16 protein-coding genes are annotated in these 22,639 nt (G+C 48.4%); 5 read left to right on the top strand and 11 right to left on the bottom strand.

The features are described 5' to 3' along the window. Nucleotides 1-7: 7 nt before the first annotated feature. Both ACNFN4_RS17125 and ACNFN4_RS17120 read right to left on the bottom strand, forming a co-directional pair. Complete coding sequence (locus tag ACNFN4_RS17125) at nucleotides 8-1,210, bottom strand: GTP-binding protein (RefSeq protein WP_021494201.1); 1,203 nt, start codon at nucleotides 1,208-1,210, stop codon at nucleotides 8-10. Nucleotides 1,211-1,399: 189 nt separating this feature from the next. Continuing rightward, nucleotides 1,400-2,605 carry an MFS transporter gene (locus ACNFN4_RS17120; RefSeq protein ID WP_448200339.1) on the bottom strand — a complete coding sequence of 402 codons (1,206 nt, stop codon included), beginning with the start codon at nucleotides 2,603-2,605 and terminating at the stop codon, nucleotides 1,400-1,402. Nucleotides 2,606-2,786: 181 nt separating this feature from the next. Here ACNFN4_RS17120 and nirB point away from each other — a divergent pair, with 181 nt between their 5' ends. The 5 genes from nirB (at nucleotide 2,787) to cobA (ending at nucleotide 11,623) form a co-directional block, all read left to right on the top strand. Next, a complete protein-coding gene (nirB, locus tag ACNFN4_RS17115; protein WP_448200338.1) occupies nucleotides 2,787-5,114 on the top strand; it encodes a nitrite reductase large subunit NirB in 2,328 nt (775 codons plus the stop codon). Continuing rightward, entirely contained in the window at nucleotides 5,107-7,239 is a 2,133-nt protein-coding gene (nasC, locus tag ACNFN4_RS17110; RefSeq protein WP_448200337.1) for an assimilatory nitrate reductase catalytic subunit NasC, read from the top strand. Before nirB ends, nasC begins: the two co-directional genes overlap by 8 nt. Before the next feature lie 119 nt (nucleotides 7,240-7,358). Then, complete coding sequence (nasD, locus tag ACNFN4_RS17105) at nucleotides 7,359-9,776, top strand: NADPH-nitrite reductase (RefSeq protein WP_182072277.1); 2,418 nt, start codon at nucleotides 7,359-7,361, stop codon at nucleotides 9,774-9,776. 20 nt (nucleotides 9,777-9,796) lie between these two features. Then, on the top strand, nucleotides 9,797-10,117 hold the full coding sequence (nirD, locus tag ACNFN4_RS17100) for a nitrite reductase small subunit NirD (RefSeq protein WP_007409365.1): 321 nt from the start codon (nucleotides 9,797-9,799) through the stop codon (nucleotides 10,115-10,117). A 66-nt stretch (nucleotides 10,118-10,183) separates the two neighbouring features. Then, on the top strand, nucleotides 10,184-11,623 hold the full coding sequence (gene cobA, locus ACNFN4_RS17095) for a uroporphyrinogen-III C-methyltransferase (protein ID WP_061861829.1): 1,440 nt from the start codon (nucleotides 10,184-10,186) through the stop codon (nucleotides 11,621-11,623). A gap of 54 nt (nucleotides 11,624-11,677) precedes the next feature. On the opposite strand, the gene ACNFN4_RS17090 is transcribed toward cobA, so the two are convergent. The 9 genes from ACNFN4_RS17090 to ACNFN4_RS17050 all read right to left on the bottom strand — a co-directional run bounded on the left by ACNFN4_RS17090 (nucleotide 11,678) and on the right by ACNFN4_RS17050 (nucleotide 22,434). Further along, entirely contained in the window at nucleotides 11,678-12,688 is a 1,011-nt protein-coding gene (locus ACNFN4_RS17090; protein WP_095273262.1) for an NAD(P)/FAD-dependent oxidoreductase, read from the bottom strand. Nucleotides 12,689-12,886: 198 nt separating this feature from the next. Continuing rightward, a complete protein-coding gene (locus ACNFN4_RS17085) occupies nucleotides 12,887-14,122 on the bottom strand; it encodes a PucR family transcriptional regulator (protein WP_021494194.1) in 1,236 nt (411 codons plus the stop codon). Between the two features lie 157 nt (nucleotides 14,123-14,279). Continuing rightward, nucleotides 14,280-15,734, bottom strand: coding sequence for a sodium/proline symporter PutP (putP, locus tag ACNFN4_RS17080; RefSeq protein WP_014416862.1), 1,455 nt, complete (start codon nucleotides 15,732-15,734; stop codon nucleotides 14,280-14,282). Between the two features lie 91 nt (nucleotides 15,735-15,825). Then, nucleotides 15,826-17,373, bottom strand: coding sequence for an L-glutamate gamma-semialdehyde dehydrogenase (gene pruA / locus ACNFN4_RS17075; RefSeq protein WP_003156602.1), 1,548 nt, complete (start codon nucleotides 17,371-17,373; stop codon nucleotides 15,826-15,828). Between the two features lie 17 nt (nucleotides 17,374-17,390). Next, nucleotides 17,391-18,302, bottom strand: a complete 912-nt coding sequence (locus ACNFN4_RS17070) for a proline dehydrogenase family protein (RefSeq protein ID WP_087920787.1) — start codon at nucleotides 18,300-18,302, stop codon at nucleotides 17,391-17,393. A 187-nt stretch (nucleotides 18,303-18,489) separates the two neighbouring features. Next, nucleotides 18,490-19,275 (bottom strand): nucleotidyltransferase domain-containing protein, encoded by a 786-nt coding sequence (locus tag ACNFN4_RS17065; protein ID WP_448200336.1) that lies wholly within the window; start codon nucleotides 19,273-19,275, stop codon nucleotides 18,490-18,492. Between the two features lie 65 nt (nucleotides 19,276-19,340). Continuing rightward, nucleotides 19,341-20,297: a cephalosporin C deacetylase gene (gene cah / locus ACNFN4_RS17060; protein ID WP_007409374.1), complete on the bottom strand. Its 957-nt coding sequence runs from the start codon at nucleotides 20,295-20,297 to the stop codon at nucleotides 19,341-19,343. A gap of 140 nt (nucleotides 20,298-20,437) precedes the next feature. After that, on the bottom strand, nucleotides 20,438-20,998 hold the full coding sequence (locus tag ACNFN4_RS17055; protein WP_003156609.1) for a shikimate kinase: 561 nt from the start codon (nucleotides 20,996-20,998) through the stop codon (nucleotides 20,438-20,440). 125 nt (nucleotides 20,999-21,123) lie between these two features. After that, on the bottom strand, nucleotides 21,124-22,434 hold the full coding sequence (locus tag ACNFN4_RS17050; RefSeq protein ID WP_007609271.1) for an MFS transporter: 1,311 nt from the start codon (nucleotides 22,432-22,434) through the stop codon (nucleotides 21,124-21,126). Nucleotides 22,435-22,639 lie beyond the last annotated feature (205 nt).

The following is a 22,639-nucleotide window of genomic DNA, read 5'->3' as shown; positions in this document are numbered from 1 at the left end:
CGGTATGTTATTCGGCCCGCTGAATATCCCATTGAAAAGGATCTTCAAGCTGCGACCAGTCGGAATCGAACTCAGACGGCGTGAGCAGGCACTGATCCAATTCCTTTGTAATGGCTGCTTCATCTAAATCTGTTCCGATAAACACCAGGTTCGTATGACGATCTCCGAATTGGTCGTCCCAATCTTCCAGAATCTCCGGTTCCTGCTGTTTGATCTGCTCCTGCTCAAGTTTCGGCATTGCCGCCACCCAATAAGAAACAGGCTCAATCGAAACCGCCGGACCCGCCTGAGACATCAGCAGCGCAAGGCTGTTGCGGGTTGCGCACCAAGCAATTCCTTTTGCGCGCACAATGTTGTCAGGCATTGATTGATGCAGCCAGCTGTCAAAACGAGCGGTATGAAACGGCAGACGCCGCGAGTACACAAACGAAGTGATGCCGTACTCTTCCGTTTCCGGAGTGTGCGCTTCATGACCTGCCGTCAGTTCCTTTATCCATCCTGCTGATGAACTCGCTTCCTCAAACTCAAATAAACCGGTATTCAATATGTATTCGGCGGGCACTTCTCCGCGGACGGACCGGATCAGTCTGGCACGGGGCTGTAATGCGCGAAGGACCGTTTCCAGCTGTTCAAGCTCTTTTTCGCCCACCATGTCGCATTTATTTAAAATGAGCACATCACAAAACTCGATTTGGTCAATTAATAAATCGGCAATCTCCCGTTCATCCTCTTCTCCCGCCGCTTCCTTCCGGTCAAGAAGGCTGTCACCGGACTGGAAATCATGCCAGAAGCGGTTTGCATCCACCACGGTCACCATTGTGTCCAGCCTGCAGAATGTTGTCAGATCAATGCCCATTTCTTCATCTATATAAGAAAATGTCTGGGCAACGGGAATCGGTTCGCTGATCCCTGTTGATTCAATCACAATATAATCAAATCTGCCGTCTTTCGCGAGTTTCTCAACTTCGACTAATAGATCCTCACGCAGCGTGCAGCAGATACAGCCGTTGGATAATTCTACGAGTTTCTCATCCGTCCTTGACAAGCCGCCTCCCTGCTTCACCAATCCCGCGTCTATATTTACTTCGCTCATGTCATTGACGATGACGGCAATTTTTAAACCGTTGCGGTTTTGTAAAATATGATTCAAAACGGTCGTCTTTCCGGCACCAAGATAGCCGCTCAATACTGTAACCGGAATTTTTTTCATATAAATAGCCTCCTGACAAAATAGAATGGTTACGATTTATATCCCGCACCTGCCTTATTTTCACCATAATGTACATGGTTATAAATCGTAATCGTTACTATTTATTCTGATGTATTCTCCGTTGAAAATCAAGTGAAAAATAATCAATCATAAAAAAGACACGCTGTCATACGTGTCTTCCGCCTAAACTTAAATATCCGCAGGACTGTTTTCAGCGCCATAGCTTTTTCTCCAATAATAGCCTGCGGCCAGAACAAGCACAAATGCGAGCAATGCGATACATGAAAAAGAGATAAAACCGATCGCATAAGTTCCCGTCATCTGCTTCAATGATCCTAAAATATTGGGAAGGAAAAAACCTCCTATGCCGCCGGCCGCTCCGACGATTCCCGTCACCATACCGATTTCTTTTGCAAAGTGCTGAGGGACAAGCTGAAATACTGCTCCGTTGCCCATACCGAGCGCCATCATTCCGATAAACAACAGAACGATCACCGTTGAAAGCGGAGGCAGGCTGCTGACTCCCGCCATACACAGAGCCGCGATGACAAACAGTACAGCGAGAACTTTCGCACCTCCCGCACGGTCTGAAATCCAGCCTCCTGCAGGGCGAAAGAAACTGCCCGCTGCAACACATATTGTGACGAAATCACCGGCATGGATTTTTGACAATTGATATTGATCAACGAAAAAAATCGCCAAAAAACTTGATAATCCCACAAAACCTCCGAAAGTGACGCCGTACAAAAGACAGAAACACCATGTCTCCTTCTGCCTGAAAACGTGAAGGTAGTTTTTAAGCGGCTGCGGTGCGGGTTGTGCAGGAGAGTCCTTCGCCATGACGGTAAACAGTATAAAAACGATCATCAACGGAAGAAGCGCAATTCCCATTACACTGTGCCACCCAAACTGTTCCGCAAGGCGGGGACCGAACAATGTCGCAAACAAAGTGCCGCTGTTGCCGGCACCTGCTATCCCCATCGCAAGCCCCTGCAAGTGAGGCGGATACCACCGGCTCGCCATCGGAAGCGCGACAGCAAAACTTGCGCCCGCCACGCCCAGCAGAATGCCGATCGCATACAGCTCAGTCAAAGAACGGCCGCCGAATGCCCCCCAAAGCAGCGGGATCATTGTAATCAGCATCCCGATCACGGCTGTTTTCTTCGGACCGATCCTGTCCGTTAACACGCCTAAAATGATCCGAAACACAGATCCTGATAAGATCGGCAGAGCCACGACAAACCCTTTTTCAAAAGAAGATAACCCGAAATCCTGAGAAATATAAACGCCGAGCGCCCCCAGCATGACCCAAATCATAAAACTCACATCAAAATATAAGAAGGAACAGAGCAGAGTGAGCGGATGGCCGCTTGTTTTTAATTCCGACAGCTTCATAACATTCTCCTTTCCGGTCTTCTATCATTTCAAATTGCTGAATCAAGAATATATGACCGGCATTCACCGGAAAAGACATGTGTAAGATAATGCGACACATTTAATGCGTTAATCAGGCAATGTGCCATAATTTCTCATAGAGAAGCAAAACTTACAGGCAGCTGCAAAGGAGGTTTGGCGAATGAAGAAACAACGATTAATTGCAGCAGGGAACGGAATGGCCGGAATCCGCTGTATTGAACACATTTTAAAGATGAACCGTGACATGTTTGAGATTGTTATTTTCGGAACCGAACCTCATCCCAATTACAATCGAATTCTCTTATCATCCGTTTTACAAGGTGAGGTTTCGCTTGATGACATTACGCTGAATAGCCGCGAATGGTACGAAAAAAACGGAATTACGCTTTACACGGGAGAAACGGTTGTACACATTGATACAGAACGGCAGGTTGTCACAACGGATCGGAAGCGCAGCATGACTTACGATCATTTCATCGCGGCAACTGGCTCCACTCCTTATATTCTCCCCATACCCGGAGCAGAGAAAGAAGGCGTCTGCGGCTTTCGGACAATAGAAGACTGCCAATCCCTTATCAATGCGGCCGGCCGGTATCAAAAGGCGGCGGTCATCGGCGCCGGTTTATTAGGTCTTGAAGCGGCCGTCGGCTTACGGCAGCTCGGCATGGACGTCAGCGTCATTCACCACTCTTCCGCCATTATGCAAAAACAGCTTGATCAAACGGCATCCCATCTGCTGCAGAAAGAACTGGAGCGAAAAGGCTTAGTCTTTCTTTTAGAGAAAGACACGGCATCCATTACAGGAAACTCACGGGCGGAAGGCATCCGTTTCAAAGACGGTTCTTCCATAGAAGCAGACCTGATTGTCATGGCCGCCGGTGTGAGGCCCAATATCCGATTGGCTGCATCTGCCGGACTTTCAGTGAACCGAGGAATCATCGTCAATCAATTCATGCAGACGAACAAACCGAATGTGTATGCCGTCGGTGAATGCGCGGAGCATGACGGGATTGTATACGGATTGGCTGCACCGCTTTATGAACAGGGAAAAGTGCTCGCACAGCATCTATGCGGCGTTCCGTGTGAAGGGTTTCAAGGCTTTGCACAATCTGCGGCCTTAAAAATAGCCGGTATTGATGTATGGTCGGCAGGAAAGGTGCACGAGGATGAACACACAGCCGGCATATTGTTCCATGACGATCATGCAGGCACCTACAAAAAAGCACTCTTTGAGGACGATAAACCGGCCGGCTTTATTTTATTCGGGGACACGCGCGGTAAACAGCGGCTTCTCGACAGTCTTGTGAAGCAAAGGGACATTTCCATCGTGAAAAAACAGCTCATGGAACCCGATCAAGGCGGTATATCCTTTGAATCCATGCCTCCCCATGAAACCATTTGCCAATGCAGCTCAGTGACCAAGGGCTCCATTGAAGAAGCGGTGAACAAATATGGCTTAAAAACCGCGGAGGAAGTGAAGCACATGACAAAAGCGTCCGGGTCTTGCGGAGGATGCAGGCCGCTCGTCGAAGACTTGCTGAAGTATATGGCAAGCGATGATTACACAAAACCTTCCCGCCAGCCTTCGTTTTGCGGCTGCACCGATTTGACGGAAGAAGAAGTCATCGCCGAACTTCGGCGCCGTCCATTCACTGATGCCGCCGAGGTGATGGAAGTGATCGGCTGGAAAACAGAAAACGGCTGCCGCATTTGTATTCCGGCGCTTCACTACTACCTGGAAAGGATGCGGCCTGATTTTATGCAGTTCAATGAAATATCGGCAGAAGAGACATGCACCCTGATTCCGCAAATGTACGGCGGACTGACAAGTGCGGGAGAGCTCAAAAACATCGCAAACGTCATTGAAACATACGGCATCCCCGGCGTTTCAATTACTGACAGTCACCGGCTGAAGCTTTCCGGAATCAGGCCAAATGACCTTGCAAGCATCAGAAAAGCACTGAACATGCCGGTTTTCTCCCCCCGGCACCGCTGGACGATTCAAATCAAAGCATGTACGTGCGGACAGCATCGCTCCTTTCAAGAGCTGGCAAGCAGGATTGAACGAGATACCGACATGCTTGCCGTCCCCGCTTATGTATCCGTCAGCTTGTCATGTGAAAACAATTGCACCGATGTTTACATTCAGGATATCGGCGCGCTTCAGACACAAGCTTGCTGGGAAATTTATATCGGGGGCGTCCGCGGAAAACAAGCCCGCGCCGGCAGCCTTTTTTGTGTGACGAATAACGAAGACAGTACCGCCGCTATGATGAAAGGCCTTATTCAATATTATCGCGAAACGGCTCACTACAACGAAGCGATTTATCAATGGGTTGACAGACTCGGCCTCGTCCATATCAGAGAAATGCTGTTTGAAGAAGATATGCGGACACAGCTTCTGAAAAATCTCCGTTCAGACATATCCCTGCTGCAAAACCAGTCTGCCGGGAAAACGCCATACGAAAGGATGAAGCTTTTTGACTGAACCGATGCTCCGTTATTTCCGTGACAAACTGCAAGATGTCCAATCGGAAAAAACATATGAGACGCAATGCCCGTTCTGCAGCATGCAATGCAAAATGCAGCTTACGGAACAAACCTTCGCGGCACGGAAGAAATACACTGCAATCGGCATTGATAATCCGACGACACATGGCCGTTTATGTACAAAAGGCATGAATGCCCATCAGCATGCCGTGCACTCTTCCCGCATTACACGCCCCCTGCTTAAAAAAAACGGTGAATTTGTGCCTGTCTCTTGGGCTGAAGCACTGAATCGCATAAAGGAACAAATCAATCTGATCCAAACTGAACACGGCAATGATGCGATGGCCGTCTATGGGAGCGCCTCAATTACAAATGAAGAAGCCTATCTGCTTGGAAAGTTCGCACGGGTCGGCTTACAGACGAAATACATCGATTACAACGGGCGGCTCTGTATGTCTGCCGCAGCAACGGCGGCCGGCCAGACATTCGGCGCGGACAGGGGCCTGACGAATCCATTATCGGACATTCCGCATACACGTGTCATCATCCTGGCAGGCACCAATATCGCGGAATGCCAGCCGACGATCATGCCGTATTTTGATAAAGCGAAAGAAAACGGGGCTTACATTATCGCCATTGATCCCCGGGAAACGGCGACGACCAAAATAGCCGATCTTCACCTGAAAATCAAGCCCGGCACAGACGCCGCCCTGGCAAACGGACTCGTCAAAATCTGCATTGACGAACAGCTTACAGACAAAGACTTTATCCGCACACGCACAAACGGATTCAATAAGCTCAAACGGCATACCGACGCTTTGGATCTGAAAGAGATTTCCGAGCAGACAAGTGTGCCTTTGGAGCATATGCGAAAGGCCGCCGTGAAGTTTGCCAAGGAAACATCCGGCATGCTGTTTACAGCGCGGGGGATCGAACAGCAGACTGACGGTACCGCGGCGGTGAAAGCTTTCTTAAATATGGTGCTGATCACCGGAAAAATCGGCAAGCCCTTCTCAGGTTACGGGGCGATTACCGGTCAAGGCAACGGACAAGGCGCGAGAGAACACGGCCAAAAAGCGGATCAGCTTCCGGGCTACCGTTCTATCGAAATTGAAGAACACCGGGCGCATATTGCGAAGGTGTGGGGGATTCATCAGGATGAGCTGCCGCGAAAAGGTGTCTCAGCCTATGAAATGATAGAAAAAATAGATAACGGCGACATCAAAGGACTGTTTCTCATGTGTTCCAATCCGGCTGTTTCCGGCCCAAATGCGAATTTCGTCAAGCAGGCAATCAAGAAACTGAGATTTTTTGTCGCAGTTGACTTATTTATTTCTGAGACCGCGGCATTCGCAGATGTGATTTTACCCGCCTCCTCTTATTTGGAAGACGAAGGCACGATGACAAACGCAGAAGGCCGCGTGACATTAAGAGAAGCGAGCCGCACCTGCCCCGGCGAAGCGAAGCATGATTGGCAGATCATTTGTGATCTCGCATCCGCTCTCGGCAAGGGCCGCTACTTTTCTTATACGTCAGCGGAGGATATTTTTAATGAATTGAGAGAAGCGAGCCGAGGCGGGGTTGCCGATTATTCAGGCATCTCATACGACAGGCTCAGACGTGAAGGCGGCATTCATTGGCCGTGTCCGGAATCTGATCATCCCGGAACCGGGCGCTTGTTTACAGAATCATTTGCTCATCCGGATCAAAAAGCGGCATTAAGTGTGATTCCAAACGAACCACCTGTTCCTAAAGAGAAGCCGACAGCCGATTATCCGCTTTATTTAACGACAGGCAGAGTCATGTCTCACTACTTAACAGGCGTCCAAACAAGAAAAAGCTCTGCCTTGGCTGCAAGACATTTCGAATCCTTTGTGGAAATCCACCCAAAAACGGCGGCCGACTATCATATCGAAGACCGTGTTCTCGTGAAGATAGAATCCCCCCGGGGCAGCATCACGGTGCGGAGCAGATGGTCGGAGAACGTACGAAAAGACACGTTGTTTGTCCCCATCCATTGGTCTGACACGCAAAACGTCAACGATTTAATTGGTGAAGCCTTGGACCCGGACTGTAAAATGCCCGGTTTTAAGATGTGCGCGGTACGAATCAGCCCTATATAATTTTTCATAAAATTTTTAGATTTTTTAGTATTTTTTGTTACATTTCATAACATGCATCTTAAATATTTGTTTTTGCTGTGCTACGCTAAAAAAAACAAAGATAAGGAGCGGATCATCTGATGGGAAAAAAACAGCTAGTCCTTGTTGGAAATGGAATGGCCGGGGTAAGAGCGATTGAAGAAATACTGCGTGTTTCAAAAGACGAATTTGAGATTACAATATTCGGGGCCGAACCTCATCCCAACTATAACCGAATCCTTCTGTCAAAAGTGCTGCAAGGCGATACCGACATTCAAGACATTACGTTAAACGATTGGAACTGGTACAAAGAAAACAACATTCAGCTGTATACCGGTGAAACAGTTATCAAAGTCGACACGGAAAACAAAACCGTCATCACCGATGCAGACAGAATCCAGCCTTACGATGAACTCATCCTGGCGACAGGCTCTGTCCCTTTTATCCTTCCGATTCCGGGCGCAGACAAACAAGGCGTCACGGCATTCCGGGACATAAAAGATACAGACACGATGCTCGCCGCGTCAAAACAATATAAAAAAGCAGCCGTCATCGGCGGAGGACTGCTGGGTTTGGAAGCCGCACGCGGACTGCTGAATCTCGGAATGGACGTGTCTGTCATCCACCTCGCCCCATTCCTGATGGAGCGCCAGCTTGACGCAGCGGCGGGACGCCTGCTGCAAAACGAATTAGAAAAACAAGGCATGACCTTTTTCCTTGAAAAGCAAACCGAAGAAATTCTCGGTACTGACCGTGTCGAAGGGGTACGCTTCAAAGACGGCACAAGCATCGAAGCTGACCTGGTCGTCATGGCGGTCGGCATCCGCCCGAATACACAGCTTGGCACAGAAAGCGGCATTCCGGTAAACCGCGGAATCATTGTCAACGACTATATGCAGACTGACATTCCGCACATTTACGCGGTCGGTGAATGTGCCGAGCACCGCGGAATCGCATACGGTCTTGTGGCGCCGCTCTATGAACAGGCAAAAGTGCTCGCAAAGCATATTTGCGGCATTGAAACAAAACCGTATGAAGGCTCCGTTCTCTCCACTCAATTAAAGGTATCAGGCGTCGAAGTCTTCTCTGCCGGTGACTTTAACGAATCAGAGGACAAAAAAGCGATTAAAGTGTTCGATGAGCAGGACGGCATTTATAAAAAAATCGTCCTGAGGGGCAATCAAATTGTCGGCGCTGTTTTGTTCGGAGACAGCAGCGAGGGCGGCCGCCTGTTTTCAATGATTCAAAAAGAAGCCGATATCTCTGAAACCTCCAAAATATCAATCTTACAGCCTCTTGATCAGGAAGCAGGCGCAAGCATGACCGCGGCGATGAGCGACGATGAAATCATCTGCGGATGCAACGGCGTTTCAAAAGGCGCGATTATTCAAGCCATTCAGGAAAAAGGTTGCACATCAACGGACGAAATCAAAGCATGCACCGGGGCATCCCGTTCCTGCGGAGGCTGTAAACCGCTCGTGGAAGACATTCTTCAATATACACTGGGCTCAGAATTTGACGCGTCCGCGCAAAAAGAAGCGATTTGCGGCTGCACCTCACTGTCGAGAGATGAAGTCGTAGAAGAAATCAGAGCCAAAGGGCTGTCCCATACAAGAGAAATCATGAACGTGCTCGGCTGGAAAACGCCGGAGGGCTGCTCCAAATGCCGTCCTGCCCTCAACTACTACTTAGGCATGATTAATCCGGCTACATACGAGGATGACAGAACATCCCGTTTTGTGAACGAACGGATGCACGCCAATATTCAAAAAGACGGAACATACTCAGTCGTTCCCCGGATGTACGGCGGCGTGACCAACTCTCAGGATCTCCGCAAGATCGCCGATGTCGTCGACAAATATGAGATCCCGCTCGTTAAAATGACCGGCGGCCAGCGAATTGATCTCATCGGCGTCAAAAAAGAAGACCTGCCGAAAGTATGGGCCGAGCTTGATATGCCGTCAGGCTACGCGTACGGAAAAACACTCCGCACGGTAAAAACGTGCGTAGGCGAACAATTCTGCCGCTTCGGCACGCAAGACTCCATGGCACTGGGCATTGCGCTTGAGAAAACATTCGAAGGGCTCAATACGCCTCATAAGGTTAAAATGGCCGTGTCCGCCTGCCCTCGGAACTGTGCGGAATCAGGCATTAAGGACCTTGGCGTTGTCGGCATCGACGGAGGCTGGGAGCTTTATGTCGGCGGAAACGGCGGAACCCATTTGCGCGCCGGTGATTTGCTGATGAAAGTAAAAACGAATGAAGAAGTCTTAGAATATGCGGGTGCTTACCTTCAGTACTACAGAGAAACGGCAAACTATCTGGAGCGGACATCCGCATGGCTTGAGCGCGTCGGTTTATCTCATGTCCAATCCGTATTAAACGATCCGGAAAAACGGCAGGAGCTCAACGACAGAATGAATGAAACACTCTCTGTCCACAAAGATCCGTGGCAATACTTCCTTAAAGATAAAAAAGCATCTAAAGATCTATTCGAAAATGTCGTCACGACTTCATAAAACAGTAAGGGGGAACGGACATGGTTAATAAAGATATGACAAAGGTTTGCATAGGCAAAGTAAACGAATTACCGGAGGAGTTAGGAAAAACCGTATATATAGAAGATAAAGAGCTTGCCGTATTTAAGCTTTCTGACGGGAGCGTCCGCGCCGTCGAAAACCGCTGTCCCCATAAAGGGGGCGTCCTGGCTGAAGGCATCGTCAGCGGAGAATACGTCTTCTGCCCGATGCATGACTGGAAAATCTCCTTAGAAGACGGAAAAGTCCAAGAGCCGGATCATGGCTGTGTCAAAACATACGAAACACTGATTGAAGGAGAGAATGTATACCTCCTGTATTGAGCAAAGACCGGATCACTTTTTCAAGTGGTCCTTCATTTTTTAAATTGCTGAAGGGATGACGCCATCATGAAAAACGGAATCGTATATTTTGTCGGTGCCGGCCCAGGAGACCCGGGGCTGATCACCGTAAAAGGAAAACAGGCTCTGGAGAAAGCGGATATTATTTTGTATGACCGGCTCGCAAACCCAAAGTTTCTTGAATATGCCTCACCGGACTGCCGGTTCATTTATTGCGGAAAGCTGCCCGACCGTCATTTTATGAAACAGTCTGAGATAAATGCCCTGCTGATTGAAAAAGCGGCGGAGGGCTGCACCGTCGTCCGCTTGAAAGGCGGAGACCCAAGTGTGTTCGGCAGAGTCGGCGAAGAAGCAGAGGCGCTTCATCAGCACGGCATCCGCTACGAAATGGTGCCCGGCATCACCTCGGGTATCGCAGCGCCGCTGTATGCGGGAGTCCCCGTCACCCATCGTGATTTCGCTTCGTCCTTCGCGATGATCACCGCTCATGATACATCATTGCAAGGCAGGCCGAATCTCGACTGGGAAGGGCTTGCCCGAAGCGTTCAAACGCTTGTGTTTTACATGGGCGTTAAAAATCTGTCATTTATATGCCGGCAGCTTACGGAGTACGGAAAATCCCCTTCCGTTCCCGTACTCGTCATTCAATGGGGGACGTGGGGGCGGCAGCGGAGCGTTAAAGGAACGCTTCAGGATATCCATGAAAAAGTTCAAAGCCAAAACATCACCAACCCTGCCATTATCGTCATCGGTGATATTGTCAATTTTCAAACACACAGCTGGTTTGAAAGCAAACCGTTCATCGGGCGGCATATCATGGTTGTCACTCATGGCGATGAAGAACATACATTGACAGACAAGCTGCGCGAGTATGGCGCCGATGTTATTGAATGGCCGAAGCGGATCGTTAAAAAAATGCCCGCAAACGAAAACATCCTGAAACAGATCAGCACCTTTGAACAACTATTTTTCACATCACGCCTTGCGGTATGCGAATTCTTTGACACACTGGCTTTCAAGCAGATCGACATCCGCCGGGTGACCGCAAGCCTGAATGCAGCGACTGAAGCCGCAAAGACGGAACTGACAAAACGGGGCTTTCTCCTATCCGAATGTCAAATTGATTCTCCGCATTCACTCATTGTAGGAAGCCGTCAAGCAGCAGAAAACTTGTCAGACTCAAAATCATGCCCGTTTTATATCACCCATGAGCATATCGCGGATGAGCGGTTCACTTCCATGATCGAACGCACGATCAGTGAGTCTCCTCTGCAAATGATTATCTGTACGGGCAAAGAATCCGCTCAGCATTTGATCAGCGCCGGAAAACAAATCGGCATATCACCGGATTCGTCAGCAAACCGCCCTCCCGTCATCTGCATGGGCGAAGACGTCCCCGCCGGCTGCGGGTTTACCGCCGTGAAAAACCAGGAGCAGTTATTTGCGTTTATACGAAATGAAATGAAAGACATGCTCGTTCACAGCTGATACGCCGGAATGCTTTTCTGACCCCCCAGACTCAACATCGGGGGTCAGCCTTTTTTATTGTGTCACCAATTTTTTATGGTGAGTCGAATACATCGCCATCTGATCCGCCTGCGGGTCCAAATAGGCTTTGGCGCTGTTCACGGCGGTCGGCCCCTCCGTGAAACCGCCTGCAATCAATCTGAGCTTGCTTTCATAATGGGCGGCGTCACCGGCGACAAACACGCCCGGAAGATTCGTCCGCATATGTCTGTCAGCTTTAATCCTGCCTTCTTCAATCTCAAGCCCCCAGTCCTTCATCGGGCCGAGATCAATTTTAAACCCGTGGTTGATAATGAGCTCATCAAGCTTGATGTCTTCACAAAGTCCGGACTCAGTTTGGCAAACGGTGACGCTCTCGATCCGTTCCCCGGTGCCGTTGAGATGCTTCAGACGATACGGCGCAAGCACCCGCACGGAAGACCGCTTCATTTTCGCCACGCTGCTTTCCAAACCGCCGAACTCCTCCCTGCGGTGCAAGACGGTAACAGACGCCGCAATCGGTTCCAGCTCATTCGCCCAGTCAACCGCGGTATCTCCCCCTCCGGAAATCACGACATGCTTATCTCGAAACGCATCAAGCTTCTCTACCTTATAATGAAGGTTCTTTCCTGAATACCGGCTCGCATCCGCGCTGTCAAGTTCATTGACCTCAAGCGTTCCCATGCCGACGGCCAAAATCACCGTGCGCGTATAGTGCTTTTCCCCTTTGGAACTTTCCAGCACAATGGTTCCGTCTTCCAGCCGTTCAAATCCGGTCACCCGCTGATTCAACACGATATCCGGCTTAAATGTCGCAGCCTGTTCCTTCAGCTGTTTAATCAGCTGTTCTCCGGCAATCCCGGGTATTCCGCCGATATCACGGATGATTTTTTCAGGGAAAAACATAGACACCTTCCCCCCGAGCCGCGGTAAAAACTCGATCACTTTCGTTTTCAGCTCCCGCATCCCGCAATAAAAAGCCGCAAACAGGCCGATCGGGCCTCCGCCTATAATCGTGACGTCATACACCTCATGATTTTCCGCCATCGTTCTGCCTCCCGTTTATATCTATACTTCATATATCTTTAATTGAGAATCAATATCAATGAAAGTATAACACATATTGAGGAGCAGTGTTTATTCATTTCTCATATTGCGGGAAAGGAGTGATTCAGAAGTGAGGTTCTGAGATTGATAAGCGGGAAGGTATTAAAACTGAAACCAGTACGGCGACTGGTTTCTTTTTTATCTCTTTTTCATCAGCATGATATCGAGATACAGCTGGCACCTTGTCCTGAAGTCGTTTAAATTAATTGATGTCATGTCAAGAATCTGTTTGATACGGTAGTTCAATGTGTTTTGATGAATAAAAAGCTGTTCTGCGGCTGGTTTTGTTTTGCAGTTATTGAGGAGATAGATTTCTAACGTTTTCAGCAGTTCTGTACTGCTTTCTCTGTCTTTGGCTTTTAATAACGCTAAATCATTGTTTACATATTCCAGTGAGGCGTTTTTTTCTTCGATGCTTTCAAGATAGCGGTAAATCCCGAGCTTACTGTATTCGTACGGGATATTTTCCTGGTTTCCGGTAATTTCGGCGGCCTTTATGACTTCAAGGGCCTCTATATAACTTTTGCCGAGCTTCAGGATGCTGCTGTATTCATTGCCGATTCCGATATAGATGGGAGTGGGGATCTTCTGAAAGTGAAAATGAGTCAGCAGTTTGTGGATGAATTCAGATGCTGCCGAAGTGCCGGAGCTTTTTTGCGAGAAGCTTGCGACGACGATGACAATATTGGAATCAATGGTTAAGACGTGACTGACTTTATCCCGCAAATTCAAGTACGATTTGATGTTTTCCTTCACATCTTCGACTGCCTCCCCATCCCCATTTGCGGCGTGCAGGACGACTACTGAAAAAACCGACGGCAGCACGGCGTTCATCTTTTCCGCTTCCCGCCTGAACTCCTTTTCAGAGGAGAATTGCTGAAAGATCGCCCGTTTCACCAGGTCTTCCGCTCTCTCTTCTTTTTCCTGTTTCAGCCGGTTCGTTTTATAGATGATTTTTCCGACATGGAATGAAGTTTCATATAAAAAATCGAGCTCCTCGTCCGTCAAGTTTCGGTCGAGCTCCTGAATCCAGATGTAGCCCATCACTTCCCCTTTATGTTTTGCGCTTACAACCACTCTCTGATTCAGTCCGATACTGTCTATTTTTTCGACACGGAACGGTTCAGGAACGGTTTTCAGCTTTTCGATCACCCCGTCCTTCAGAAACCTTTCAAAAATCTGCACGGGGCATTTTTTTGAAAATATCGTCTGCTGGTTGGCGGAGTCGAAGTGATTAATGTAATAAGAATTATAGGCAAGCAAAAAGAAATCCGCGCTTTCCAGAATAACGGGCTTCTGCAATTCATAACTGATGAAATCAATTAATTTATCAATGTCCGTAAATGAAAAAACTCTCTCTAAAAGCTCTTCCATACCTATTTCTCCTATGCTCTTTTTATCTTTATCATACTCTGCGGGGTGACTTTTTGTATAGAAAAAAATTCACATATTCCCAAAACGGAACGATCCGAAAGCCTGTATCGTGAAAAGAGGAAAAAGGGCGGTCCCTTCTTCCTCTCGTTCCTTGCTTTTATTGAGAAAGTGTATCACGGTAATCATGAAACTGATCTGTGACATCTTTTGACGGAGCCTGTGTCAATAAGCTGACGACAAATACAGCGGCAAGGCTTACAGCAAAGCCCGGAATGATTTCGTACAAAAAGTCTGAAAGACCGGCATTCGCCCAAATGATTACGGTAATCGCTCCCGCAATCATGCCGGCGAGTGCCCCCCATTTCGTCATCCGTTTCCAAAATAAACTGAGCAGTACGACCGGCCCGAATGACGCGCCGAATCCCGCCCATGCATAGCTGACAAGACCAAGTATCGTGTTGTTTTTCTCCCAGGCGAGCACCAAAGCGATGATTGACACCGCAAGCACTGCCATTCTCCCCAGAAATACGAGTTCCTTATCAGAAGCCGAACGCCTGAACATGGACTTATACAAATCCTCTACTAAAGAACTGGACGTAACGAGCAGCTGAGACGAAATCGTACTCATAATGGCCGCTAAAATCGCAGAAATGAGAAATCCCGTAATAATCGGGTGGAACAGAATGTTGCCGAGCTGAATAAAAATGGTTTCCGGATCAGCCAGCTTCAGTCCGTGCTGGTGGTAATACGCGATTCCCGCAAGACCCGTAAACAGCGCGCCTAGTGCAGACAAAATCATCCATCCCATTCCGATCCGTCTGGCGCGTTTGATTTCTTTCACAGATGTGATCGCCATAAAGCGCACAATAATATGCGGCTGCCCGAAATAGCCGAGCCCCCACGCAAATAAAGAAATAATGCCAAGGACGGTCGTCCCTTTGAACATATTAAACAGTTCCGGGTTGACGGAACGGATATCGGCAACGGTTTCCCCCGGTCCGCCCGTATGAAAAATCGTCACAATCGGCACGAGAATAAGCGCCGCAAACATAATGATCCCTTGGACAAAGTCCGTCCAGCTTACCGCCAAAAAGCCCCCGAACAAGGTGTAGGCGACAACGACGCCTGTCACGACCCACAGTCCCGTGTGGTAATTCAACCCTAAAATGCTGTTGAATAAGACGCCTCCGGATACCATGCCGGATGATACGTAAAATGTGAAAAAGACGAGAATGACAAGACCCGAAAACAGTCTGAGAAGCTTCGTATGATCACCGAAACGGTTTTCAAGGAAACCCGGAATGGTGATGGAATTCCCTGCTTTTTCGGTATACGTTCTCAGCCTCGGCGCCACGAAAAGCCAGTTCGCCCACGCCCCGAGCACAAGCCCGAGCACAATCCAAGCGCCGCTTAATCCTGTCGAGAACATGGCGCCCGGAAGCCCCATCAAGAGCCATCCGCTCATATCCGCCGCTCCCGCGCTGAGCGCTGTGACGGCAGGGCCTAAAGAACGCCCCCCGAGCATGTAATCCGTCAGATTTGACGTCCGTCTGTAGGCGAAATAACCGATAAACAGCATACCCGCCATATAAATACAAATGGAAATAATCAACTGAATGTTTGCTATGGCATTTCCTCCTCCACTTTATATGTTTATGGTGAAATGGACACCCCCCGCGAGGAGGATGCCCATTCAGTCCCTCTTAAAACATTTCACTGATTGTTTTCGCCTGCATGTGGAGGGCCAAATAATCCGGGCCGCCCGCTTTTGAATCAGTGCCGGACATTTTGAAGCCTCCGAACGGATGGTAGCCGACAATCGCTCCCGTACAATTGCGGTTGAAGTACAGGTTGCCGACATGGAATTCCTGTTTCGCCCGTTCAATATGTTTGCGGTTGTTTGTAATGACCGCGCCTGTCAGACCATATTCAGTATTATTTGCCACTTCTAAAGCTTCATCAAAGTTTGACACTTTAGAAAATGCAACGACAGGCCCGAAAATTTCTTCCTGCATGAGTCTGGCTTTCGGATCAAGGTCAGCGAAGATCGTCGGCTTAATAAAGTAGCCTTTTGAATCATCTCCGGTGCCGCCGCTTACTAAACGGCCTTCTTCTTTTCCGATTTCAATGTAGCTCATGATCTTGTCGTAAGAACCTTGGTCGATGACAGGTCCCATATACACGTCAGCGCTGTCAGGGCTTGCCGTCACTTTTGATTCAGTGATTTCGATGACGCGCTCTAATACTTGATCATACACTTTTTCATGGACAACTGCACGTGAACCTGCAGAACATTTTTGTCCCGCGAAGCCGAATGCTGATGTAAAGATGGATTGAGCCGCCAATTCAATGTCCGCATCTTCGTCAACGACAACCGTATCTTTACCGCCCATTTCTGCAATGACGCGTTTCAGATGCTGCTGTCCCGGCTGCACTTTCGCCGCGCGTTCGAAAATTCTCGTACCGACTTCACGTGATCCCGTAAACGTAATGATGCTTGTTTTCGGGTGATCGACAAGGTAGTCTCCCACTTCCGCTCCGCTTCCCGGCACAAAGTTGACAACGCCCTTCGGAAGACCTGATTCCTCAAGCACTTCTACGAATTTCGCCGCGATGACCGGTGTCGCGCTTGCCGGTTTAAGAACGACCGTGTTGCCCGTTACGATCGGTGCCACCGTCGTTCCCGCCATAATCGCAAAGAGGAAGTTCCATGGTGGAATGACGACCGTTACGCCGGTCGGTGTGTAGACATATTGGTTTTTCTCGCCTTCGCGGCTGTTGACCGGCTTGCCTTTTGCCAATTCAACCATTTGGCGCGCGTAGTATTCCATAAAGTCGATGGCTTCCGCCGTATCCGCATCAGCTTCGTTCCAAGGTTTTCCCGCTTCCTTGACGAGCAGGGCGGAGAATTCGTGCTTTCTGCGGCGGACTTTGGCAGCTGCGCGGAACAAAACGGCCGCTCTTTCTTCAGGGGAGGTGTATCTCCACTCTTCAAACGCTTTCGCAGCTGCTTCAATCGCTTGCTCAGCGTGCTCCTGGGACGCCTTTGACACTTTTCCGACGACTTCTTCTTTATCAGCCGGATTGATTGAAACGATTTTCGCTTCCGTCTCTACCTTTTCACCGTTGATGACGAGCGGATAATCTTTTCCCAGATACTCATTTACCGTCGCAAGCGCTTTCTTAAATTCTTCAACGTTCGATTGATCTTGGAAATTCGTGAATGGTTCGTGTTTATAAGGTGTAGTCATTGTCATCTCTCCCTTTTTTACTTCTTAGTCATTCCTTTAAAGGCGAATGCGATGTTTGAGGGGCGTTCGGCGAGCCGTCTCATGAAGTAGCCGTACCAGTCATCCCCGTAAGGCAGGTAGACTCTCATGCGGTATCCTTCCTCCACCAGGCTGAGCTGGGTTTGCGAGCGCATGCCGTACAGCATCTGAAACTCAAAACGGTCGTTTGGAATGCCGTGCTCTTTGGCAAGCTGTTTTGTAAACTCGATCATTTTGTCATCATGCGTGGCAACTGCCGTATAATGTCCTTTTAAAAGCTGTTTGCGGATGAGTCTTTTATAATTTTCATCGACGTCGCTTTTTTCAGGATAGGCCACCTTTTCCGATTCTTTATAGGCCCCTTTGACAAGCCGCAGAAACGGATTCAGCGGGCTGAGGTCATCAAGATCCTTCTCCGTTCTGTACAGATAAGCCTGCACCACGGTGCTTACATATTCATACCGGCTCCGGAAGTCTTTAAAGATATCCAGCGTCTTCTGGCATCTCGTTTCATCTTCCATGTCAATCGTCACCATGACTTTATGTTTTTCAGCCGTCTGGAGGATTTTCGTCATATTTTCATAGACAAGATCGAGATCTATATCAAGACCTAAAGACGTCATTTTTAATGACACTTGGGAATTCAGCTGTTCATCAGCGATTAAGGCGATGGTCTGCATGCACTCCTCGGTGCGTTCTTTCGCGACATCACCGCTGTTTACAAATTCCCCCAAATGATCGACAGTAACTGACAGCCCCTGGCTGTTCAAATGTCGGATTGTCGGGATAGAACTGCGGAAATCCATTCCTCCGATGATTTTGCCGGCTGCCACACGGCTTCCCCAGCTTCGCGCCATCTTATTGAGAAAGCTGCTCTTGGATAAAAATAAGAAAAAATCTCTTGTAATCACTTCCAACCTTAACACCCCGCAATCTAAGAAGTATTTGTATGAGTCTATTGTAAATGGACAAAACATCCTCTCACAATATTCTAAAAATACAAAGATTCTGATAAATTTTTGTGGTTTTACCACAATCAGCTTCTTAGATAGCAGGCGGATTATGCCGAAAAAAGGCGGACGGAAATGACGGCAATCGTCAATTTCCGCCTTTTTCCCCCCACGCCTCTTCGACGGTCTGAATCAATAGCCGATTCAATTCCTCCGTTATGTCAGGTTTCGGCGTTTTGATCGTTTTGACATAGTGCCCGATGCGTTCTATTTCTTCTTCTATAAATGCATGAATGATCGTATTTCTCGGTTCCGGAGCCAGCTCCTGACCGCTTTTTTTCCTTGTAAGCAGTGTATTGATTTCAGAAATGAGCGCTTCATCCGTCAATAAGGCATCGGCCAGTACGGGAAATGACATCGGCGGTACGGAGCCGAATGTTTCAATCCATCTGCAGGCAAGGAGAGGACGCAGAACGTAAAAATACTTTTTAATCTTCACTTCACTGCCCCGCAGTTCCGTTTTTTCATTCCGTTTTGCCATATTGAGATAATGATAGATGCCGGCTTCAGGCGAAAAGGCGCGGATTTTCAGTTTTCGAAGCTTTTCAGCCACTGAGAAAGCTTCATAATAGATCATCTCCGAAGAGAGCCATTCCAAAAGAGGCGGATTTGATTTTTTAAAAAGCCTAAGCGCTTTTCTCAGTTCCCACCCGCTGATGTCAAGCATGTCATGAATCGGCTCTTCTATGACATCCCTATGCGGTTCGATCGAAAAGTACCATTCTTTTTTCGGCACATAGAGAAACCGTACATCGTAGTCGCTGTCGCTTGACGGAAATCCCCATGCGCGGCTCCCTGATTCTACGGCGTAAAGCACCTTGACGCCGTGCTGTGCTTCAATTCGTTTTAATTCTTCGATGATCCTTTGTTCCATCTGTATCCGTCCTTTTCCGTGATCATTCCTGAAAAAAGCCCAATTACTTGGGCTTTTCGCTGCTGTCAGCCTTTCAGATGCGCTTTCAGAAAGGCCAGCTTTTCCGTATGGAAAGAAGGTATGTATTCATGTCCGAAATACCGGTAAACCTTCAATTCTTTTTCCGTTTCCAGATGATTGTAAGCGGCAAACACCGTCGACGGCGGGGTCACGCGGTCAATCAACCCGATGGACATGAGCACCGGAACTTTTACGCGGTCCGCCAGATTCATGATATCAAAATAGGCCAGTGTATTCATCGCGGCCTTCTCCGTTTCAGGGCTGCCGTTCTTTCTGAAAAAGGAGTTAATCTCAAGATACGGCTCATCAAGGGCGACATCAATGGCCCGCTCAAAATTACTTAAATAAGGATAATCGGCCGCAACCGCTCTCGGAATGTCAGATAGTGCCGCCGCGGCGATTGAAAGGCCGCCTCCCTGGCTCCCGCCGATGACGGCGATCCTCGTTTCATCCACTTCATCAAAGCCGCTGATGACTTCCAAAGCCCGGACGGCGTCTAAGTACACGCCGCGGTAATAATATGTATCTTTATCTAAAATCCCTTTCGTCATCCAGCCGGGAACGTGTCCGTGCGGTGAGACGCTTGTATCTGTGCTGCTGTGCTGACCGCGGACAAGCATGCCGAACGCGGCATATCCGTGAAGCGCCCAATTTACGATGTCATGTATATCCCCGTCATAGCTCGCGTTATAGCCGTGATATTTCACGATGGCCGGATGCGGTCCTTGCCGGTCGGGAACGGCGTACCATCCCTCAATTTCCGCCTTGCCGAAGCTACGGTATGTCAGCCGGAATACTTTCACGCCGTCAGCCGGGTAGCTTTCAGCCTTCAATTCAGGCTTTGCCTCTTCCTTTGCAAGCTCATGTAATGATGATGCCCAAAAATCCGAAAAGTCATGAGGAGCGGTTTTATTTGGTTTATAGGTTTGCAGTTGGTCGAGCGGCAAGTCGTATAATTGCATATCCGATTATTCTCCTTTGTTTTATAAGATTTAATTTTCTGACTCTATCTTAACACGATTTTACACTCATTTTCTAAACATTTTAATAAACGTTTGTTTAAAAACAAAAAAGCCGTGCGCTCACAGCGTCACGGCTCTTTTTACATCGGCTGATACAGGTCCCAGCCGATTTTTAACGTTTCTACGATATAATCGGCTATTTCTTCCGGTTCCAGATTATCCGTCGCCACTTTTGAATTATGTTTATCATAGATGCTTTGGCGCTCGTTAAAGAGCTGCTGCATTTCATCCATGGAACGGTTATGCAGAACGGGACGGCTTTCAATCAGCAGATCAGCCCGCTGCTTCCAATTCTCCCATGATAAATCAAGATGGAGCACGAGACAGTTTTCAAGGCAGCACTGTCTGATTTCCTCTTGTTTAAACGAACCGCCCCCAAGAGACACGATCTTGAATTTCGTATTGCGGCAGATATCTAATATATAGTCCTTTTCAGTCTGACGGAAAAAGGCTTCACCTTTTTTCTCAAACATTTCAGGGATGGACATATTGAAATCTTTCTCAATCTGCAGATCAATATCAATGAAGTCTCTGTATAATTTCTTAGCGACCAGCTGGCCGATTGTTGTCTTTCCGACACCCATGAATCCGATCAGTACGATATTTCTTTCTCTTACGGGAATGGCACGTTTTGCGTTCATCTTCGGCGAAATCCTCCTAAGAAATGAAAAAGTTATGTTTATTATATGATAACTCAATATTGAAATATAGAGATAATGCAATGAAAGAAAACCCATCCTTTATAAGAAGAGATGAGTTTTTCTTTCTATCGGAGCGTAATGCGTTCCACCTTTCCGACAATGAAAATATAAGAAAAAGCCCCGATAAATGCGACAGCGCCGACAAACAGAATCGCTCCGTTATATGAACCGGTCGCAGAAACGATAAACCCGATGATAAGCGGGGTGATAATACCGGCCATATTGGCGAAAAAGTTAAACACGCCTCCTGCCAATCCGATTGTTTCGCTTGGCGCCACCTCACTCAGCATCGTCCAGGAAATATTGGACATGCCCTGCGCAAAAGAAGCAATGGATAAGATCGTCAAAACCGCAGGAGCAGAATCCGTAACATTCGCGAGCACGATGGAGCCTGTCAGCAGAAGACCGAGGATGACGGGCGTTTTCCGGGCAACGTTCACCGAGACGCCCCGTTTCATCATTCCGTCAGACCAATATCCGCCGAACAATACGCCGAAAAAGGCGGCGATATACGGAATTGATGCGGCGAAGCCGACTTTTAAGAAAGCCATGTGCTTTGCCTCCGCCAGATAAGTCGGAAACCATGTCAAAAAGAAGAACAGCGTGGAGGCTACGGCGAATTGGCCGATATACAAGCCGACAAGCTTGCGGTATTTAAGAAGCTGGACGAAATCCGGCCACGTGATCCTGCCGGCTGATTCTGACACCTCTGTCAGTCCGCCGCCTTCTCTAATATAATCAAGCTCTTCCCGGTTCACTTTCCGGCACCGATTCGGCTCGTGATACATTTTGAACCAGAAAATGGAGAAAACAAGCCCGAGCACCCCTGAGGAAATAAAGACGGCGCGCCAGTCAAATGCCGTTAACACCCAGAATAAAACCGGTGTGGCGAACGCCAGCCCCACATATTCTCCCGCCGTATAAGCACCCGTCGCAAAGGCGCGTTCCCGCCTTGGAAACCATGTCGTGACAATCCGGTTGTTTGCCGGAAACGCAGGCGATTCAGCCAGCCCGATAATCAGGCGGCAGCCGAATAAAAATCCGAAACTGGCCGCAAAAGCCTGCACTCCGGTGAAAACCGACCAGATCAATAAAGAAACGCCGTACGTCCGTTTTGACCCGAATTTGTCCAAAATGAGCCCGCCGGGAATCTGCATTCCCGTATAAGTCCAGCTGAATGCGGAAAAGACGACGCCCAAAAGCGCGGGGCTTATGTTCAGCGATGTCTGAATGGACGGGGCGGCGATGGATACACTGGCACGGTCTATATAATTAATCGCAGTGATAAAAAACAAAAGAATCAGTATCACATAACGAGCGCGAGTCGGTTTATTGCGGACGGGACTGAAGTCCGTCAGCTCCGTTTCATTTTTCAATGGCTTCTCCCCCCTTACTCGAATGAAATTAATTGTACAACACTTCGGTCAATTATTTAATACTTTGACGCAAAAAAGCGCTAAACAATTTGTGTGCCGCACTGACCTGATGCAGACACACCCCGCTTATAAAAAAGTGTCTGCCCTTTTCACCTGTTTATCCGCATCGCACCCGGGGAAAAAGTACACATATGATAGACAGTTA

The organism is Bacillus sp. N1(2025), assembly GCF_053470005.1.
Note: the sequence above shows the minus strand (reverse complement) of the source record. Positions and strands in the feature narration are given on the sequence as shown.

Excerpts from the sequence above, each read along its gene's own strand:
- cah (WP_007409374.1), bottom strand. The coding sequence starts at position 20,297 with ATGCAATTATACGACTTGCCGCTCGACCAACTGCAAACCTATAAACCA.
- ACNFN4_RS17055 (WP_003156609.1), bottom strand. The coding sequence starts at position 20,998 with ATGAACGCAAAACGTGCCATTCCCGTAAGAGAAAGAAATATCGTACTG.
- ACNFN4_RS17065 (WP_448200336.1), bottom strand. The coding sequence starts at position 19,275 with ATGGAACAAAGGATCATCGAAGAATTAAAACGAATTGAAGCACAGCAC.
- ACNFN4_RS17120 (WP_448200339.1), bottom strand. The coding sequence starts at position 2,605 with ATGAAGCTGTCGGAATTAAAAACAAGCGGCCATCCGCTCACTCTGCTC.
- ACNFN4_RS17125 (WP_021494201.1), bottom strand. The coding sequence starts at position 1,210 with ATGAAAAAAATTCCGGTTACAGTATTGAGCGGCTATCTTGGTGCCGGA.
- nasD (WP_182072277.1), top strand. The coding sequence starts at position 7,359 with ATGGGAAAAAAACAGCTAGTCCTTGTTGGAAATGGAATGGCCGGGGTA.
- cobA (WP_061861829.1), top strand. The coding sequence starts at position 10,184 with ATGAAAAACGGAATCGTATATTTTGTCGGTGCCGGCCCAGGAGACCCG.
- pruA (WP_003156602.1), bottom strand. The coding sequence starts at position 17,373 with ATGACTACACCTTATAAACACGAACCATTCACGAATTTCCAAGATCAA.
- ACNFN4_RS17085 (WP_021494194.1), bottom strand. The coding sequence starts at position 14,122 with ATGGAAGAGCTTTTAGAGAGAGTTTTTTCATTTACGGACATTGATAAA.
- ACNFN4_RS17090 (WP_095273262.1), bottom strand. The coding sequence starts at position 12,688 with ATGGCGGAAAATCATGAGGTGTATGACGTCACGATTATAGGCGGAGGC.
- nirD (WP_007409365.1), top strand. The coding sequence starts at position 9,797 with ATGGTTAATAAAGATATGACAAAGGTTTGCATAGGCAAAGTAAACGAA.
- nirB (WP_448200338.1), top strand. The coding sequence starts at position 2,787 with ATGAAGAAACAACGATTAATTGCAGCAGGGAACGGAATGGCCGGAATC.